Raw genomic sequence first — 17358 nt, forward strand, 5'->3', positions numbered from 1 at the left:
ACTTAACCCAACATCTCACGACACGAGCTGACGACAACCATGCACCACCTGTCTCCTTGATAACCTCTACTGTATCTCTACAGCTTTGCAAGGGATGTCAAGGCCTGGTAAGGTTCTTCGCGTTGCGTCGAATTAAACCACATACTCCACCGCTTGTGCGGGCCCCCGTCAATTCCTTTATGTTTCACACTTGCGTGCATACTCCACAGGCGGAATACTTATTGCGTTAGCTGCAGCACTGAGTTTCCCCAATACTTAGTATTCATCGTTTACGGCGTGGACTACTAGGGTATCTAATCCTATTTGCTCCCCACGCTTTCGTGCATGAGCGTCAGTCTTTGGCTAGCAAGCCGCCTTCGCCACTGGTGTTCCTCCATATATCTACGCATTTTACCGCTACACATGGAATTCCACTTGCCTCTCCAATACTCTAGCCTGCCAGTTTAAGTGGCTGGATTGGGTTGAGCCCAACAATTTAACCACTTACTTAACAGGCCGCCTACGCACCCTTTACGCCCAATAATTCCGGATAACGCTCGCCACCTACGTATTACCGCGGCTGCTGGCACGTAGTTAGCCGTGGCTTTCTGGTAAGGTACCGTCACTTAGATATTCTCTATCTACCGTTCTTCCCTTACAACAGAGCTTTACAACCCGAAGGCCGTCATCACTCACGCGGCGTTGCTCGGTCAGGGTTTCCCCCATTGCCGAAAATTCCCTACTGCTGCCTCCCGTAGGAGTCTGGGCCGTGTCTCAGTCCCAATGTGGCCGTTCACCCTCTCAGGCCGGCTACGCATCATCGTCTTGGTGGGCCGTTACCTCACCAACTAACTAATGCGCCATAAGCCCATCCACCAGTGTTTTTAACCTTTAATAATCAGAAGATGCCTTCCGATTACCTATCCGGTATTAGTCCCCGTTTCCAGAGATTATCCCAGTCTTCGTGGGTAGGTTGCTTATGTATTACTCACCCGTTCGCCACTCCTTCAATCTAGCAAGCTAGATTTCCAGCGTTCGACTTGCATGTATTAGGCACGCCGCCAGCGTTCATCCTGAGCCAGGATCAAACTCTTAATAAATGTTATCTGAAGAATCTTTCGATTCATCCAAATCCTGTTAATGGATGACGCTTATCGCGTCTCGACTCGTTATTTCCGAATCATTGTTGTTTGTGTTTGAATTGTACAGGGACATACGACATATTGTACATCGTTTGTCTCTTATACGATCTTGAGATCTGATCTCCGGTTTTCACCGTGTCGATCTCTTGACCAGTTTCTACACTATGAAGTTGTCATGGTTCTGCTGACTGCGTTTGAGCGATTTTTGTTGTCCACTCTCTCGCGACAGCTTAATCATTATAGCGCACCATTTTTGACTCGTCAAGCACTTTTTTCATCTTTTTTAAGATTTCTTGCCTGCCACGCCCTGGCTCGCTCACTTGCACTCTATTTAGAAAACAAGTTCTTTTCATTATAAAGTCTGCACTATTGCCTGTCAACCCCTGGTTGGCATTCTTTTCCTTTTATTATTAGATTTGCATTTTATATGTAGTATCAATTTTGTAATTTTATTATTTATTTTACACTTTTCTTATATTAATAGCTCTTTTTCTTTATGTGTATCAATAAAAACTGATTTATATCATTTACAGCTTTACATCGTTATCATTTATTCTTTCATTCACACTTTTTTACAATTACATTGATACTATGTATTTATTTACACTATTTTACTTTTCCTTCTTTAACTCACACTAAAATAGCGCAGACTTTCAATGCATTTAACTCACTTAATGATTTTTCCCTTTGTATTTTACTTCATCTTCCCAAAGTGAGTTAATTGTCGCGTGTGGCTTGTTCTCCCAATCCACAGTTACATATGGCGGATATCTAAATAGATATTTCTTATACGCCCTTCTAATCTTAGAATGATTGTTTCTTCCTATACCTATTTTCCTTCCAGATTCAAATTCGATTTCGTATTTGTCAATTTTTCTTACTTTATCGAAGTTAATAATTAGGCCAACAAGAGGTCTAAAAAACGACCTGCCTATCAATGGATAAGCGATATCATCAATTTTTGCGAAAGTTTTGTATATGTATGATGACGTATAAATTAGAAGAGACTTTCCTTCCCTATCTATAAATTCGATGTCATCAATAGCAACTTGCGCGCATGTCGACCCAGTGATAATTGATATTGTGTCTGTGTTCTCTTTATACATAATTTGCTCCTTCTTACGATATGAAATAACACACATTTACAACCAGGGGTGACTGGTGGCTTAATATTAACCTTACAAGCACTAAAAGTAAATCGACTTTTTTCGACCTCAAAATCAATATATTGAAGTTATTTGTAGCACTGCCACAACTTATGCTATTTGGAAAAAATTACGCTTTTTTAACTTGTTTTTTCTTATTATTTTTTTCATCTTTTTCTAAGATTCAAAGACTATTTCACTACTTATCTGTCGTTCTCAAATGTATTTAGCATCGAGCACTCAGTGAACGTTTTCTAATAAATATATTTATACTAAATAGGGGTCCTTTCAAGCGAGCTACATTCACAATAGAATTAACATGATGGTTTTTGGACGCATTTAAACAACAGTATACATTGATTCTGCATCAACCTTCTTAACGTTATCTAAAAGCTTTTCCACTCGCACTTCTAGTACACTTGTTCCAAATGCAATTTTAATTGTATCCCCTTCCTTGAGTTCAATCCCAGGCTTAGCAATTTTACCGTTCACTTCCACTCTTCCTTGCTCACAAGCTTCCTTTGCAACTGTACGCCTTTTTATTATTCTAGAATTCTTTAAAAATTTATCTACCCTCATTTTTCCTCCGCTTTATTATTTTTCATTGTTATATTTTTTATGTTGTACATAAACTTTACATAAATCAAAACACGCTAATTATCATCGTAATTGCGAGCTATCTCTGCAACAATTTGGAAATCTGTCATCATATTACTTCTATTGAATCTTACATATGAATAATATTCATTCCAAAATAAGTGATCACTCCTTGGAGTCCATTGTATACCATAATAGAGGCTTGTCTCATCCGTCGGATAATTCGGAACTGACCACAAATGACTTCCAAAAGTTTCCTTAAAGTCTTGTTCTTTTAAAGTAGATAGCAGATTAAGCCCATTAAGGTTGACTTTGTTGCCGTGTTTTCTAGCATTTTTTATACAATCCTCATCCATCATAATGGCAACTACTTTACAATCCTTTAACAAAGTGTCTTTTTTCATATCGCCAAAGAAATGTATTGCTCCAACTACAGTGTTATTTTTTACTATTAAATACTTCGAATAAAGTATCCCCGATTCAGCTCGCTTGTATCCTGCCGGTATAAATATATTGCTGTTAAGTGAGTATCTTCTATATCTCGGGGAAGCTGAAATATTTATATAATCATCCTCATTACAAGTTTCGTCACTCACACGCTCATATATATCGAAACCTTCGTCCATTAGCTCTGAAGCCTTCGTCTGAGACATCTTAATATCCATGCCAGCGATTGATACAATCGGCGCTTTGCTCGGGAGGCCGATTATAGAAAAAGCTACCATAAGAAATACCGAGAGAAGTGCCGTTGCCGCGAGAACCATAAGCGATCTACCCGTCCTTTTTCGAGCATTAAAAAGCGCTAGTGCAGGCGGTCCAATAATCCATCTCGCCATAATTGAAAACCCTGAACCTGCCCCATGCATTAACTTAATTGCACCACTAACGGCTATTGCTATCATTAGAAAATAAACTATTAGCTCATTCAGAGGAATCTTACTCGTATCTTTCGATTCGTTTACAGCTCTATCAAGAAGCGATACGCCATCAACTTTCTTGTTCTTTAGGTACTTATATGCCCCAAACCAGATTCCAAGGTAAAGAAGAGCCAAAAGCACGAGTGAACATAGTAACACTATTCTAGCCATTTCTATCCATTTCTATCCTTTCAATTTAACCTATACCCCATTAGCAGTAACAACTATACCTGTCCTAAGTAATATAATGTACACGCATCGTATATATAACTTCGATTACTCATTTCTATCAGCAATGCAAATTTCTGAGGAGCACGGCAAGAACGCAGATTAACTTCAGTTTAATTATAAACGCACTTCTATTTTTTCGTATACTCCGGCAATTAAATTTGACAAAAGAAAAAGATGGGCACATCGTACCCATCTCCCTAAGTATAATTCAATTACTTATTTACTGCATCCTTAAGCGACTTTCCTGCCTTGAAAACAGGTGCCTTTGAAGCTGGGATATCAATAACTGCCTCTGGCTTCTGAGGGTTTCTACCCTTTCTAGCCTTTCTTGATCTTGTCTCAAATGTACCGAAACCGATAAGTCTAACACTGTCTCCAGCAACTAGGGACTCTTCAATAGTTCCAAGTACAGCATCCAAAGCTGCTTCTGCATCCTTCTTCTTAAAACCAGTCTTATCAGCAACCTTGCTTACTAATTCAGCCTTATTCATAATTTTCCTCCTTATGGTAACTTAACTACACGTATTATACTGTTGAAGTATTGAAAAGTCAACGAATTGATTGTTTTATCTTGCTTAAAGTCTGTAAAAAGCCTATAAAGTATAAAAATAAGCATCATTTACTATTATTCGTCAAGTGAAATTTGTTCGTTAGCCTCAAAAGTTTCTCTCCTTTAGGCATCATTAGAATTTCCTCGGGGCCTAAACACTTTGTAACAAATACTGCGGCAATATATATGAATACAGCGATTATCATCGTAGCTAGTGTTGCAAGAGAATTGCTTCCCAAAATCTTATATATTAGCAAGTATGATCCATGAGCCCCCGCCCCCATAACAAGCGCCGCCACTGCTGGCTTAACAAATGTTCCGACTATATTAATATTTGTACCGGTGAGTTTATGCATAGCACGATAGTTAAGTATAGCCGTTATTCCATATGCCGCAACATTTCCTGCAGCTGCTCCATTTATGTTAAACGCCGGAATCCCCACTAGTATATATGTGATTATAAATTTACATACGACACCGATTGATAGGTTAATAACAGGAATCGCAGGTTTCCCTATACCTTGTAAAACACTCGAAAATGTACGCAGTATCGATAAACACACTATACCCAACGACAAAACTTGCAGCGTAGGAACTGCAAGAGCTGAATCCTCTGGTTGTCCTGGATAAAGCAAGAAAAGAATAGGTCTAGCTAAAGCAATCAGTCCAATCATGCAAGGAAAACTTATTATCATGCTGGTTTTGATTCCCGTTTGTATATTTTTATGGAGTCCCACCATGTCTTCCCTTACAAATGCTGATGAAATAGCTGGAACAAGACTTACTGCCACAGCAATAGTAAACACTTGCGGAAATCCTATTAGTGGATCACAAAATCCACTGATTAATCCATATAACTGCTTTGATTGATGATGAGTCCAGCCTGTTGCTTGTAGTCTTCTCATTACCAACCATAAATCTACAATCATCATGAATGGTAAAATAGCTGATCCAATTGTAATTGGAACTGCTATCTTAAGAAGCTGACTGAATATAGATTTTGTAGGCTCATCCTTATGAATTGATTTCTGAAAATGGAGTTTTCGTTCCTTACCGCCCACAATATAGACAACAAGTAGAAGTATAAGCGCAGCTATTGAACCAGCAGAGGCACCAAATGTAGCACCTGCGGCTGCTTTTGTAAGATCTCTACTTGAACTAAGGAACATATAGGCTAGTCCAAGCCCAGCAAATACTCTCATCAGTTGCTCAATAACTTCCGATGCTCCAGTAGGCATCATCTGTTGCTGTCCTTGAGAATAACCCCTGAATGATGCAACAATTGGTGCGGTCAATAATGCTGGTGCTATAGCTCTTAGTGACGCTGCACCACCTGGATTTTTACTATGAGCAGCGATTATATCAGCCCCAAAGTAACATACAATAAATCCAAACACACCTATAGCAAACATGATGTGAAGAGACACTTTATATACCCTGTGCGCATTTATATAATCGCCAATAGCTACCCTTTCAGATACCATCTTTGAAATAGCAACCGGTAGTCCTGCAGTTGCTATAATAAGAAAGAACGAATAAATAGGATAGGCTACCCCGTAGTATGACATACCTGCAGCGCCAATCCAATTGTTAAGTGGAATTCTGAAGAACGCACCAAAAACCTTGGCAATTATCCCTGTAATCGACAGGATTGCCGCTCCTTTTACGAATTTAGCACCATGTTCAGAGTGTTGAATTTTACTCATTTATATCTCCTATAACAAAAAGTGTATTTCAGCACTAACGCCGATTATACCATAACACGTAAATATGTCCATGATTAAGATTGGTTGATTTAGTACTCTAATCTGACTGTGCAAGTCCTTGGAGTCTAGCCTCCGCCATCGTCATCATTAAATCTAAGATTCTCACAGCTGGTTTTTCTCTACCTTTCTGTAGGCTAAGGAAAGGATTATTACCACTACTTATCACAAGCTGGTCTCCATACTTTTGTTTAGCTACAATCAGTGTGAATGCATCTGCATTATTCTCTTCATTAAATTCAATTACATAACGCCCACCACGTTCTAATATAGATCTTACACCTAGCTCAGCTGCAAAGCATTTAATCTCGGAAATCCTAATAAGATCCACTGTTACATCAGGTAGATCACCGTATCGATCAATCAGTTCTGCTACAAGCTCCTCAGCCTCTTCATGATTCGCAATCTGAGCAATCTTCTTATATGCCTGCAATTTAAGCGTTTCATCCTTTATATATTCAGCAGGAATACGCGCAGGAATATCAACTTCTATAGATATGTCTTCTCTTCCTTCGGTTATTTTCTCTCCTTTTAATCTTCTAACAGCCTTATCAATTTCTTTAACGTATAGTTCATAACCAATTCCAGCTATATTACCATGTTGAGCCTCTCCCAAGACATTTCCCGCTCCTCTAAGCTCTAGGTCACGCATCGCAAGTTTAAAACCTGCGCCAAACTCGGTAAACTCTCTTATTGCCGCAAGTCTTTTTGTAGCGACTTCTGTCAAAACTCTTTCTGGTTTATACAGTAAGTACGCATAGGCAAGTCTATTTGATCTTCCTACCCTACCTTTAAGTTGATACAGCTGCGAAAGCCCGAGTTTATCTGCGTTTAATATAATTATGGTATTAGCGTTTGGAATATCAATTCCATTTTCAATAATCGTTGTTGCCACAAATATATCTACTTCACCTTCTACGAAATCTAGCATGACATTTTCTAGTGTTGTTTCGTTCATACGCCCATGTCCAACCGCAACTGTAGCATTCGGCACTAATGAATTTATACGTTTTGCAACATCATTAATTCCATTTACGCGGTTATATATGACATATACCTGTCCACCTCTATCAAGTTCACGCCTGATTACGTTTCTTATAAGCTCATCGTCTTCAGCAGATACAAATGTCTGTACTGGATACCTATCTTGAGGAGGTTCCTCAATGGTACTTATATTTTTAATACCTGTTAACGACATGTTCAAAGTTCTTGGAATCGGAGTTGCGGAAAGCGTCAAAACATCAACTGTTTGCCTTGCCATTTTGATTTTCTCCTTATGTTTTACACCAAAGCGCTGTTCTTCATCTATAACTAGTAATCCTAAATCTTTATAGGATATATCCTCTGACAGCAGTCTATGAGTTCCAATAACTAAGTCTACAGTACCTTTACATAATCCTTCAATCACTTTCTTTTGGTGTGATTCATTTACGAACCTAGACATCATTTCTATGTTGAATGGATAATCTTCAAAACGTTCTTTTAATGTATTGAAGTGCTGATTGGCCAAAAGCGTTGTAGGAGCAAGAAATACAGCTTGCTTTCCCTCAGAGAGGCACTTAAAAATTGCCCTAGCAGCCACTTCTGTCTTACCGTAACCAACATCTCCGCACAGAAGTCTATCCATAGGTAGAGGTTTTTCCATATCTGCTTTTATCTCTTCTGTAGCTTGCAGCTGATCATCAGTTTCCTGATACGGAAATCTCTCCTCAAATTCATGCTGCCATACAGTATCGTGCTGAAATGCGTAGCCCCCACGAAGTTCACGCTCAGCATATAATTTAACAAGATCCTCAGCAATTTCCTCAATTGCCTTACGTGCTCTAGCCTTAGTATTGCGCCAATCCCCACCAGACAACCTGGACAGCTTAGGTGCTTTTCCTTCACTTCCAATATATCGCTGTACAATATCCATTTGTTCAGTTGGGATATATAGAACATCAGTACCTGAATAATGGATTTTTAAATAGTCCTTTATTTCTCCATCGGCTTCCAGAGTTTTAATCCCTTCAAATCGCCCTATTCCATGTTCCTCATGAACAACATAGTCACCAGCGTGAAGATCTAAAAAATCTTGTTTCTTTGTCTTACGACGCAACTTTCTTTTTGTGTTTTTTCTTATATTGGGAAAAATATCTGCATCCGTTATATAGCAAAGCTTTTCGTCATCGAGCATCATTCCCGATCCGAGAAGTCCTATATCATATCTAAAATGTCCGAAAATCTTGGCATCTTCTAAATACTCACGAATGCGTTCGTGTCTCGCGCGCTCATTAGAAACTATATGGACTTCATATCCTTCTTTGGATAGTCTTCTCATCTCTCTTCCAAAGAGTTCCATCTGCCCGTTAAAGCTAGCAATCTGTCTGCTAGTTACATTTATGACCCTATTAAATTCATCAATCTCCTTTATAGGTTCTGGAAATGGTGTGAATACGATAAGATCCATATCATACAATTTCTTAAGATCGTTTTTTCCCTCGTGCTCCGGAATCTCAGTTTCTATTCTATTTGGATCATATATCATTAGGTTCGAACTGTCTGATAATCCCAGATAATCCCATAGCCTTTCGGACTTTAGATTGAAATACTTTAGATAGTTGGCAAATATTTGCACATTGGTGCATTCCGTAAACATCTCTGTAATGCGGCTCTTAAGCTCCTTGATTCTGTCTATTCTGCCATCGGATAGTTTTTTTTCACCATTTTGGGTTTTCAGTTCATCAAGGCGCCTATCATATTCACCAATTATCAAGGGAAGAACATCAAGGCGTTCTCGTTCAGTAGGCACAAACTCTGCAGCTGGACATATACGGATAGAATCAATATTTTCAAGTGACATCTGTGATTCCGAGTCAAAGTATCTAATCGAATCTATTTCATCATCAAAAAACTCAACCCTTATTGGATCTGCGTGGTTAGGTGAAAAGATGTCTATTATCCCTCCACGAGTGCTAAACTCGCCTTCTGCTTCAACTATTGAAGATGACGTATATCCAATTGACACTAGCTCACTCTTCAATTTTTTCGGATCAATCCTCATACCTAATTTAAGGTTTATAACTGAATCTATAAACCTTTTTGCTGGCTGAAGAGATTTTAAAGCTGCCGAAATCGGGGCAATTACAACAGCTTCTTCATCTGAACATAACGCATCTAGATCTTTCAAACTCTGTATAGTTGCATTGCTGTCTTTCGCCTCATAAACTATCTGAAGTTCATCTTCTTCAGGCATTATAAAGATTTCTCTGTCCTGTACAAAAAAAGAAATATCGTCCTTGAGCCTTGTCGCAACATCCGCTCTGGAAACGATAATCAATGTCTTTTTCTTCTTAACAATCTCCTTGGCTGCGTAGTAGGCAACCCTACTTCCGCTAACTCCGGTGATATTAATTTTCATATCTAGTCCTTTTTCTTAGTAGTATTGTTGAGATTCATGGCTTTATCGATACCAACCTCGATAATATCCCTTGCCGCCTTAGCTGCTTTTGCAGCTGTTTCATCGAGAATTGCATTCTCATCCTTTGAAACTTTTCCAATTACATGATCAACAAGTGAACCGTCGCCACTACCAACGCCAGTTCGAATTCTTGGGAATTCTGTCGTTCCGAGCTGGCTAACAATTGATCTCATACCATTATGTGTACCTGGACCACCAAATTTACGAATTCTAATAGCTCCAAGAGGAATATCAATATCATCATATATAATTATTATGTTTTCTGAACGCACCTTGTAAAAGTTTGCTACCTCTCTCAAAGCATCCCCGCTAAGATTCATATAAGTCTGTGGCTTAACAAGAAGCACTTTCTGTGTGCCGATTCTGCATTCTCCAATAAGTGACTTAAATTTAGCTTTGGTGATATCAACATTTAGATCATCGGCAAGCTTATCAATTGCTCTAAAACCCATATTATGCCTTGTCTGTGCGTATTTATCCCCAGGATTCCCTAGTCCTACAATAATGTACATACTCTTTTACTCCAATAGACAGATTGGCAACGGAGTTCCCTCCGTTGCCATAAATCACAGTGCTATATCAATTAATCAAATAAAGTGCTTACGGATCCACCCTGGTAAACCCTTGTAATAACTTCCGAGAAGATTGGTCCAACAGATATAAATGTCATCTTGTCTAATTTCTTCTCATCATCGATCGGAAGCGTATTTAAAAGAACTAGTTCCTGTATAGGACTCTTCTCAAGACGCTCTTTTGCTGGTCCTGACAAAACTCCGTGTGTTGCGCAGGCATATACATTTTTTGCACCTAGTTCAATTAGTGCACTTGCTGCATTGCAAATAGTACCTGCGGTGTCAATCATATCGTCTAACAGAATACAATTCTTGCCATCAATATCTCCGATTATATTCATAATCTCACTCTTATTTGGCTCTGGACGTCTCTTATCTACAATTGCAATTGGTGCATCAAGTCTTTCAGCCATATTCCTTGCTCTTGTAACACTTCCGTGATCAGGTGATACAACGACAACATTATCTAGATTCTTTTCTTTGAAGTACTTTGTAAGTATCGGTAATCCAAGAAGGTGATCTACCGGAATATCAAAGTAACCCTGAATCTGATTAGCGTGAAGGTCCATTGAGATAACTCTATCTGCTCCGGCAGCCTGAATTAAGTTAGCCACAAGCTTAGCTGTAATTGGATCTCTTGCCTTCGCTTTTCTATCTTGTCTCGCATATCCATAGTAAGGAATTACTGCGTTGATCCTTCCAGCTGATGCTCTCTTGAGGGCATCAATCATGATAAGCAGCTCCATCAAATGGTCATTAACAGGTGCACAAGTTGGCTGTACAACATATACATCACAATCTCTTACAGACTCCCAAATACTTACCTGAATTTCACCATCACTGAATTTATTAACAGTTGATTTTCCAACTTTAATTCCCATTAATTCAGCAATCTCATTTGCGAGCTCTGGATGTGCGTTGCATGTAAAAAGCTTTAGATCGGAAAAGACCTTGTTCATTATTTACCTCCAATACGTGAACTTAAAAATATAATCTTTTTTTATTTATTATCTTTCTTTAAAATTTTACGATTACGTACCCAATTTTCCTTTGTGGTCATTCGCGATCTTCCTATGCAAAGGGCGTCTTTCGGAACATTTTCCGTGACTGTAGTCGCTGCCGCTACGTACGCACCTTCACCCACTTCAACCGGAGAAACAAGGTTTGAATTACATCCGATAAATGCATCATCAGCAATCTTGGAACGATACTTTTTAGTACCATCGTAATTTACGAATACTACTCCGCATCCGAGATTTACATTTTTACCTATATCTGCATCACCTATATACGTTAGATGCGAGGACTTACTTCCATCTCCAATAGTAGAGTTCTTAACTTCAACAAAGTCACCGACCTTGCATTCGTCACCGATAATACTGCCCGGCCTGATATAAGCGAATGGTCCAACGCTAGTATTCGCTCCGACCTTACTCTCGTATATATATGATGCTTCAACAGTGGAACCGCTACCTACTTCAGCATCTTTAAGAACTGAAGATTGTCCTATGTAAGCACCTGCTCTAATTATAGATTTGCCTGAGATTGTGACATTCTGAGCAATTGTAGCACCTTTTTCAATTACAACCTCTTCATCTATATACGCAGAGTAGAGGTCTACGAAATTAACTCCGTCATCTTCCATCCTACGTTTATTTGCTTCAAGCCTGGCGCTTTCGCAATTCCTATATTCCTCAATAGTCATGTAATCCCTCCACTATACTTCAAGCATCATCTGTCCAATCTTATAGACATCGCCGGCACCCATCGTCATCACAATATCATCCATCTCTGCATTGGCAGAAAGATACTTAACTATGTCCTCAAAATCTTGAACATAATAAACTTCCCTATCAGGATACTTTGCCTTAATTGCATTCACTAGCTGGTATGATGAAACACCGTAGACATCCTTCTCTCTAGCTGCATAGATATCCGTTATGATAAGTGAGTCAACATGGTCAAACGAATCTATAAAATCTTCAAAAAGTGCCTTTGTTCTAGTATATGTATGTGGCTGAAACACAACTCTTAGCTTATTATACTTAACCTTACTAGCAGCTGAAAGAGTTGCCTTTATTTCTGTCGGATGATGAGCGTAGTCATCAACTATCTTAACACCTTTCTTGGTAACACCAGTAAAATCAAAGCGTCTGTGAGTTCCCTTGAATTTCTTAAGTGTTCCAGCGATTACATCATCGTCTACACCAAGATATCTAGCTGTAACATACGCAGCCATCGAGTTCAGGACGTTGTGTTCACCCGGTACGCCTAAATGTAGATGGCAGAGAGTCTTGCCTTCATGACAAATATCATATTCTGGAAATCCTCTATCATCAAACGAAATATTTTCAGCATAAAAGTCGTTGCTGTCGGTGTATCCATACGTTATTACATTCGTAAGTCCTCTTAGTGCTTCTTTTACAAAAGGATTCTCCCCAAATGCAATAATAATGCCTTTCTTAGGAATATTAGAAACGAATTCCTTAAACGATTTAACAATATGGTCCATATCCTTAAAATAGTCTAGGTGATCTGAATCTATATTGAGAAGCACCCCTATCGTTGGATTAAGATGCAAAAAGCTATCCATGTATTCACAAGCTTCAGTAACAAAATAGTTGTTGCCACCAATTTCTACATTGCCTTTAATCTCCTCAACATTTCCGCCGACAAGAATTGTTGGTTCATACTTTGCATCACGAAGTATGAGCGAAGTCATGGATGTAACAGTAGTTTTTCCATGTGTACCACATACAGCAATACTGTGCTTATAGTTGCTCATAATCATTCCCAGTACTTCTGCGCGGGAATATATCGGAATTCGTCTTTCCTTTGCACGAACAATCTCAGGATTAGTATCAGATACTGCATTTGAATAAACTATAGCATCAACATCATCTACATTCTCCGCTTTGTGCTCATAAAACACTTTAATACCAATCCTATTCAGGTGATCAGTAATATCAGATCTATTTATATCTGTTCCGCTAACTACATGACCATTATCCTGTAATATCTCTGCGACAGCTGATAGACCTACACCGCCAATACCCAGGCAATGAATTCTCTTGAACTTTGAAATGTCAGCCACTTTATTTACCTCCAAGCTAATTAATACCTCGAATAATTATACGGCATATCCCTTATGATTTCAACGAATAAAAGACATTAAACACGATAAGAACACGAATTGACTTTTGGTCTAATAACAGTAAAATGAATGTTATTGGAGGAATTTGCTATGAAGAAAAATAAGCGTGTTGGAAGCTTAATTACCGAGCTTCTTTCTCACCCAAGTAAGCAGTATTCTTATAATCAATTCTGCTCTAAATTCGATATTGCAAAATCTAGCCTCAGCGAAGATATTACGACTGCCGGAGAGATTATAGCCTCAGAGGGCATCGGTAGGATTGAGACAATCCAAGGAGCAAACGGCGGATTAAGATATGTACCAGCGTTATCAGATGATAGATTGAAACAGCTACAAACGACTCTTGTAAATAAATTATCCGATCCAGCAAGGATTCTCGGAGGAAGCTTTTTATACACCTCAGACATCATGTTCGACGGACAGTTAACGCGCAGCATGGGCACTTATTTTGCAGGCAAATTTGCAAATTTAAATGCTGATTATGTCGTAACAGTAGAAACTAAAGGAATATCATTAGCCGCCGATGTAGCTTTTATGATGAATTTGCCTTTGGTAGTTGTTAGGCGCGAGGCAAAATATTCAGAGGGTTCTACCGTAAGCATCAATTACTTCTCAGGCTCATACGATAGAATACAAAAAATGTCTATCTCAAAAAGAGCAGTTTCCCAAAACAAGCGCGCTATAATCATAGATGACTTCATGCGCGGAGGAGGAAGCCTGAAGGGTGTATCAGAAATCCTATCTGAGTTCGATATAGATGTAGCTGGCGCGGGTGTGGCAATAGCATCAAGAGAACCTGTCAAGAAAAAAATTGCCTCTTACCTTCCAGTTATATATCTCGATTCAATCGACGAAGACGCTAATCTGATCAAAGCATCATTTGAATAATATAAATAATATATATTCAGTGATCTACAATAATGCAATATACTTGTATTTGCTTTGATTTCTACATATTTTTGACATAATAAGGTTATATAATCAAAACAATTTAATTTTAGGGGAAGTTTGTTTTGTTAAAATTCGATATGCATTGCCATACAAGGTATGGCTCAATAGATGCCAAAGTTAGAATCTCTGAATATGTTAAAATGCTTTCTGCAAAAGGGTATGACGGGATGCTTGTAACTGATCATGATTCTTACCGAGGATATAATCGCTGGAAAGCAGAAAATCCTGACAGTAAATTTATAGTAATCAGAGGTGTCGAATACGATACGAGAGATGCTGGACACTTTATCGTAATTTTGCCAGATGGCGTTCACTTAAAAGCACTCACGATGCGTGGAATGAAGGTTGAAAAGCTCATTAATCTTGTACACCAGGTCGGAGGCATCGTCGGTCCTGCTCATCCGTTTGGCACCAGAAGCTCAAGTGCGATGCTTTTTAAAACGCTCAAACGAAACAAGGCTCTTGTTAAGGAATTTGATTTCATCGAAGGTTTTAACGCTTGCGAAACTGAAACTGCAAATGACTTTTCTCAGATTCTGGCTAAAGACTTCTATAAACCTACATTTGGTGGATCCGATTCACATGATTACGAGTATGTTGGCATGGGTTATACGCTGTTTTCAGATGATATATGCTGCTGCGATGATTTAATTTCAGCCGTTCACAAGGCTTCCGAAAGCAAAGATAACTCGATAAGCTGTGGTGGTATCGTTCGTGGCGAGACACTAAAATCAAAGCATGCTCATGCATTTTATTCAGTCTATGCTTTTATAGCTTATAATTTCAGCCTCGGGCTTCTATACTCACCACTCAGAAAGCATAGAGTTAAGAAAGCTCTCGAACATAAGTAATATCAAGTTAATAAATCCGCATCAGAAAAGCGCTAACAATCAATTTTTCAATTGATGCTAGCGCTATTTAAATATTTATTTTAAAGCCTAAGCTATATTCTAATATTACTAGTTGTACACGTATACTATTGTCCCTGCAGGAATAATCCCAAATAGCTGCGCAGCCATTGATGGAGGCATATTAACACAGCCATGAGAACCATTAGATACATAAATACCTCCACCAAATGCACCTCTCCAGGTTGCATCATGAAGGCCATTTCCACCATCGAAAGGCATCCAGTAGCTTACAGGTGATTCATAATCTGAACCGTCGTCGTTACGACCTTTAAGCGTGACATTACGCATCTTGCCGTTTATCTTAAATATTCCTGTTCTCGTCCTATGTCCTGGACCTCCAGAAACAATTGATGATGTGAATACCACATTACCATTCTTTATGTATTTTACATTTTGAGCAGCAAGATTAATCTCAAGATGAGAACCATCTCCACTAGAGGCTGCTCTATCTGTCACAATTGTTCCAGTTTTCCCATTCTTGGCCGACTCAAGAATAGAATCCGCAGTTTTATCAACATCTACACTAAGCTTAAGTGCATTATTATATAGCGTCTTATCACCAGCAAGAGTCTTTACAGTTAAAGTATTTCCCGAATACTTTTCTGCTATTCCCTTTGCAACTTCCTTTGCGCCCTTCTTACTGTACTTAGGTCCTTCCTTTGTATAAAGGATAACCTTTGCAAGCGAGTTCTGATCCACTTCATAAGGTGTTCCGGTAACAGTATTTAGATAAAGTGGCTTTGAAATATACTTTTTAGCAAATTCAAACTCATCCTTAAGCGATTCTGCAGTAACCTTAGGCTCTGATATAAGCTTCTTTCGATCAATCTTATACTTGTTGAATTTGTAATCAGAAGCTTTTTTTTCAGCAATAGCCTTTGCCACCTTAGTGAAATCAACACTATCACCTTGGATCTCTGGAACAATCTTCATGTTATTGTAATCAATATATGCATCTTCAGTGTATTTAACACCTTGAGCATCAGGAACAGCATCGCCTATAGTCTTTGCAGATTCCTTGATTCCGCCTGCGTTTTTAAGCGAAATATTATAGCTAACACCCTTACCTATCAATACCCTTGGATCAACCGATGATATTCCTATCTTGGCACGAACTGCTGATTTAATATCATAGGTAAAGGATGTGTTTATCTTCTTAGGCTCTTGTCCTTCTTCTTCTATTGTAAATGAGTTATTTGCATCTGTAATCTTCTTTACCGCCGCTTCAGTCTTAAGTCCAGATACATCTACACCATCGATTTTTACTCCCTTAGGGAATGTTGTCGCATTGCTGTACCTGTAGCCTCCAAATGCACCCACACATATAAAAATCAATGCAATAATCGCAATGATTATCTTAGCTCGCTTGCCAGTACCAACTTTCTTATCAGCGAGATTTTGCACTACATTTTTGTTTCTCAAGTCTACAATTCCTTACTTAATTATTAATTTAAATGAATTTTGTAAAATCTATACCTATTAATTAAATCACAACGAGGTGTTCATGTCAAAACAAAATAAAACAGCTAAACTAATCGTTCAGCTGTTTCAGTTATGGAGGCGACACCCAGATTCGAACTGGGGATAAAGGTTTTGCAGACCTCTGCCTTACCACTTGGCCATGTCGCCATTATTGGCTGGGGTAACAGGATTCGAACCTGTGAATGACGGAGTCAGAGTCCGTTGCCTTACCGCTTGGCGATACCCCAATATTAAAATGTAAAAGTTAATGGGGTGGGTAGTGGGATTCGAACCCACGCATACAGGAGCCACAACCCTGTGTCTTAACCGCTTGACGATACCCACCATATCGATTTTAAAAATTGGCGACCGGGAACGGGCTCGAACCGTCGACCTCCAGCGTGACAGGCTGGCATTCTAACCAACTGAACTACCCGGCCAAAATATGGTGGACGCTATAGGGCTCGAACCTATGACCCCCTGCTTGTAAGGCAGATGCTCTCCCAGCTGAGCTAAGCGTCCAAA

The 17358-nt window shown here is 39.0% G+C and carries 13 protein-coding genes, 5 tRNA genes and 1 rRNA gene; 2 read left to right on the plus strand and 17 right to left on the minus strand.

Features of this window, described 5'->3' with window-relative positions; genetic code table 11:
• The 11 genes from Q7O90_RS01620 to murC form a co-directional block, all read right to left on the minus strand.
• Nucleotides 1–1079: ribosomal RNA gene (locus Q7O90_RS01620) — 16S ribosomal RNA — on the minus strand; the annotation flags it as partial.
• A gap of 713 nt (nt 1080–1792) precedes the next feature.
• Entirely contained in the window at nt 1793–2227 is a 435-nt protein-coding gene (locus Q7O90_RS01625; protein WP_304126657.1) for a LytTR family transcriptional regulator DNA-binding domain-containing protein, read from the minus strand.
• 378 nt (nt 2228–2605) lie between these two features.
• Nucleotides 2606–2845, minus strand: coding sequence for an RNA-binding S4 domain-containing protein (locus tag Q7O90_RS01630; RefSeq protein WP_304126660.1), 240 nt, complete (start codon nt 2843–2845; stop codon nt 2606–2608).
• Between the two features lie 74 nt (nt 2846–2919).
• Nucleotides 2920–3951 (minus strand): hypothetical protein, encoded by a 1032-nt coding sequence (locus Q7O90_RS01635; RefSeq protein ID WP_304126663.1) that lies wholly within the window; start codon nt 3949–3951, stop codon nt 2920–2922.
• A 272-nt stretch (nt 3952–4223) separates the two neighbouring features.
• Complete coding sequence (locus Q7O90_RS01640; RefSeq protein ID WP_009643555.1) at nt 4224–4502, minus strand: HU family DNA-binding protein; 279 nt, start codon at nt 4500–4502, stop codon at nt 4224–4226.
• Nucleotides 4503–4626: 124 nt separating this feature from the next.
• On the minus strand, nt 4627–6267 hold the full coding sequence (locus Q7O90_RS01645; RefSeq protein WP_304126668.1) for a putative polysaccharide biosynthesis protein: 1641 nt from the start codon (nt 6265–6267) through the stop codon (nt 4627–4629).
• A gap of 97 nt (nt 6268–6364) precedes the next feature.
• Nucleotides 6365–9724, minus strand: coding sequence for a transcription-repair coupling factor (gene mfd / locus Q7O90_RS01650; protein WP_304126671.1), 3360 nt, complete (start codon nt 9722–9724; stop codon nt 6365–6367).
• A gap of 2 nt (nt 9725–9726) precedes the next feature.
• Nucleotides 9727–10296 carry an aminoacyl-tRNA hydrolase gene (pth, locus tag Q7O90_RS01655; protein ID WP_304126674.1) on the minus strand — a complete coding sequence of 190 codons (570 nt, stop codon included), beginning with the start codon at nt 10294–10296 and terminating at the stop codon, nt 9727–9729.
• A gap of 71 nt (nt 10297–10367) precedes the next feature.
• Entirely contained in the window at nt 10368–11315 is a 948-nt protein-coding gene (locus tag Q7O90_RS01660; protein WP_106056649.1) for a ribose-phosphate diphosphokinase, read from the minus strand.
• 41 nt (nt 11316–11356) lie between these two features.
• Nucleotides 11357–12061: a DapH/DapD/GlmU-related protein gene (locus Q7O90_RS01665; protein WP_304126679.1), complete on the minus strand. Its 705-nt coding sequence runs from the start codon at nt 12059–12061 to the stop codon at nt 11357–11359.
• Nucleotides 12062–12073: 12 nt separating this feature from the next.
• On the minus strand, nt 12074–13450 hold the full coding sequence (murC, locus tag Q7O90_RS01670) for a UDP-N-acetylmuramate--L-alanine ligase (RefSeq protein ID WP_304126682.1): 1377 nt from the start codon (nt 13448–13450) through the stop codon (nt 12074–12076).
• A 150-nt stretch (nt 13451–13600) separates the two neighbouring features.
• On the opposite strand from murC, the gene purR reads away from it, so the two are divergent.
• Both purR and Q7O90_RS01680 read left to right on the plus strand, forming a co-directional pair.
• Nucleotides 13601–14398 (plus strand): pur operon repressor, encoded by a 798-nt coding sequence (purR, locus tag Q7O90_RS01675; RefSeq protein ID WP_287299998.1) that lies wholly within the window; start codon nt 13601–13603, stop codon nt 14396–14398.
• A 125-nt stretch (nt 14399–14523) separates the two neighbouring features.
• Nucleotides 14524–15312 carry a PHP domain-containing protein gene (locus Q7O90_RS01680; RefSeq protein ID WP_304126687.1) on the plus strand — a complete coding sequence of 263 codons (789 nt, stop codon included), beginning with the start codon at nt 14524–14526 and terminating at the stop codon, nt 15310–15312.
• A 108-nt stretch (nt 15313–15420) separates the two neighbouring features.
• On the opposite strand, the gene Q7O90_RS01685 is transcribed toward Q7O90_RS01680, so the two are convergent.
• The 6 genes from Q7O90_RS01685 to Q7O90_RS01710 form a co-directional block, all read right to left on the minus strand.
• Nucleotides 15421–16794, minus strand: coding sequence for a L,D-transpeptidase (locus Q7O90_RS01685; protein ID WP_304126689.1), 1374 nt, complete (start codon nt 16792–16794; stop codon nt 15421–15423).
• Between the two features lie 133 nt (nt 16795–16927).
• A tRNA-Cys gene (locus Q7O90_RS01690) sits at nt 16928–17001 on the minus strand.
• A 5-nt stretch (nt 17002–17006) separates the two neighbouring features.
• Nucleotides 17007–17081, minus strand: a tRNA-Gln gene (locus tag Q7O90_RS01695).
• A 21-nt stretch (nt 17082–17102) separates the two neighbouring features.
• Nucleotides 17103–17178, minus strand: a tRNA-His gene (locus tag Q7O90_RS01700).
• An 18-nt stretch (nt 17179–17196) separates the two neighbouring features.
• Nucleotides 17197–17273 (minus strand) — tRNA-Asp (locus tag Q7O90_RS01705).
• 6 nt (nt 17274–17279) lie between these two features.
• A tRNA-Val gene (locus Q7O90_RS01710) sits at nt 17280–17355 on the minus strand.
• Nucleotides 17356–17358: the final 3 nt, after the last annotated feature.

The sequence above is a fragment of the Mogibacterium diversum genome (genome assembly GCF_938028775.1).
GTDB classification, from domain to species: domain Bacteria; phylum Bacillota; class Clostridia; order Peptostreptococcales; family Anaerovoracaceae; genus Mogibacterium; species Mogibacterium diversum_A.

Bases quoted from the DNA above. Each gene is read 5' to 3' on its own strand.
- Q7O90_RS01640 (WP_009643555.1), bottom strand. From the start codon at position 4,502: ATGAATAAGGCTGAATTAGTAAGCAAGGTTGCTGATAAGACTGGTTTT.
- Q7O90_RS01625 (WP_304126657.1), bottom strand. From the start codon at position 2,227: ATGTATAAAGAGAACACAGACACAATATCAATTATCACTGGGTCGACA.
- purR (WP_287299998.1), top strand. From the start codon at position 13,601: ATGAAGAAAAATAAGCGTGTTGGAAGCTTAATTACCGAGCTTCTTTCT.
- Q7O90_RS01630 (WP_304126660.1), bottom strand. From the start codon at position 2,845: ATGAGGGTAGATAAATTTTTAAAGAATTCTAGAATAATAAAAAGGCGT.
- mfd (WP_304126671.1), bottom strand. From the start codon at position 9,724: ATGAAAATTAATATCACCGGAGTTAGCGGAAGTAGGGTTGCCTACTAC.
- Q7O90_RS01665 (WP_304126679.1), bottom strand. From the start codon at position 12,061: ATGACTATTGAGGAATATAGGAATTGCGAAAGCGCCAGGCTTGAAGCA.
- Q7O90_RS01645 (WP_304126668.1), bottom strand. From the start codon at position 6,267: ATGAGTAAAATTCAACACTCTGAACATGGTGCTAAATTCGTAAAAGGA.
- Q7O90_RS01635 (WP_304126663.1), bottom strand. From the start codon at position 3,951: ATGGCTAGAATAGTGTTACTATGTTCACTCGTGCTTTTGGCTCTTCTT.
- Q7O90_RS01660 (WP_106056649.1), bottom strand. From the start codon at position 11,315: ATGAACAAGGTCTTTTCCGATCTAAAGCTTTTTACATGCAACGCACAT.
- pth (WP_304126674.1), bottom strand. From the start codon at position 10,296: ATGTACATTATTGTAGGACTAGGGAATCCTGGGGATAAATACGCACAG.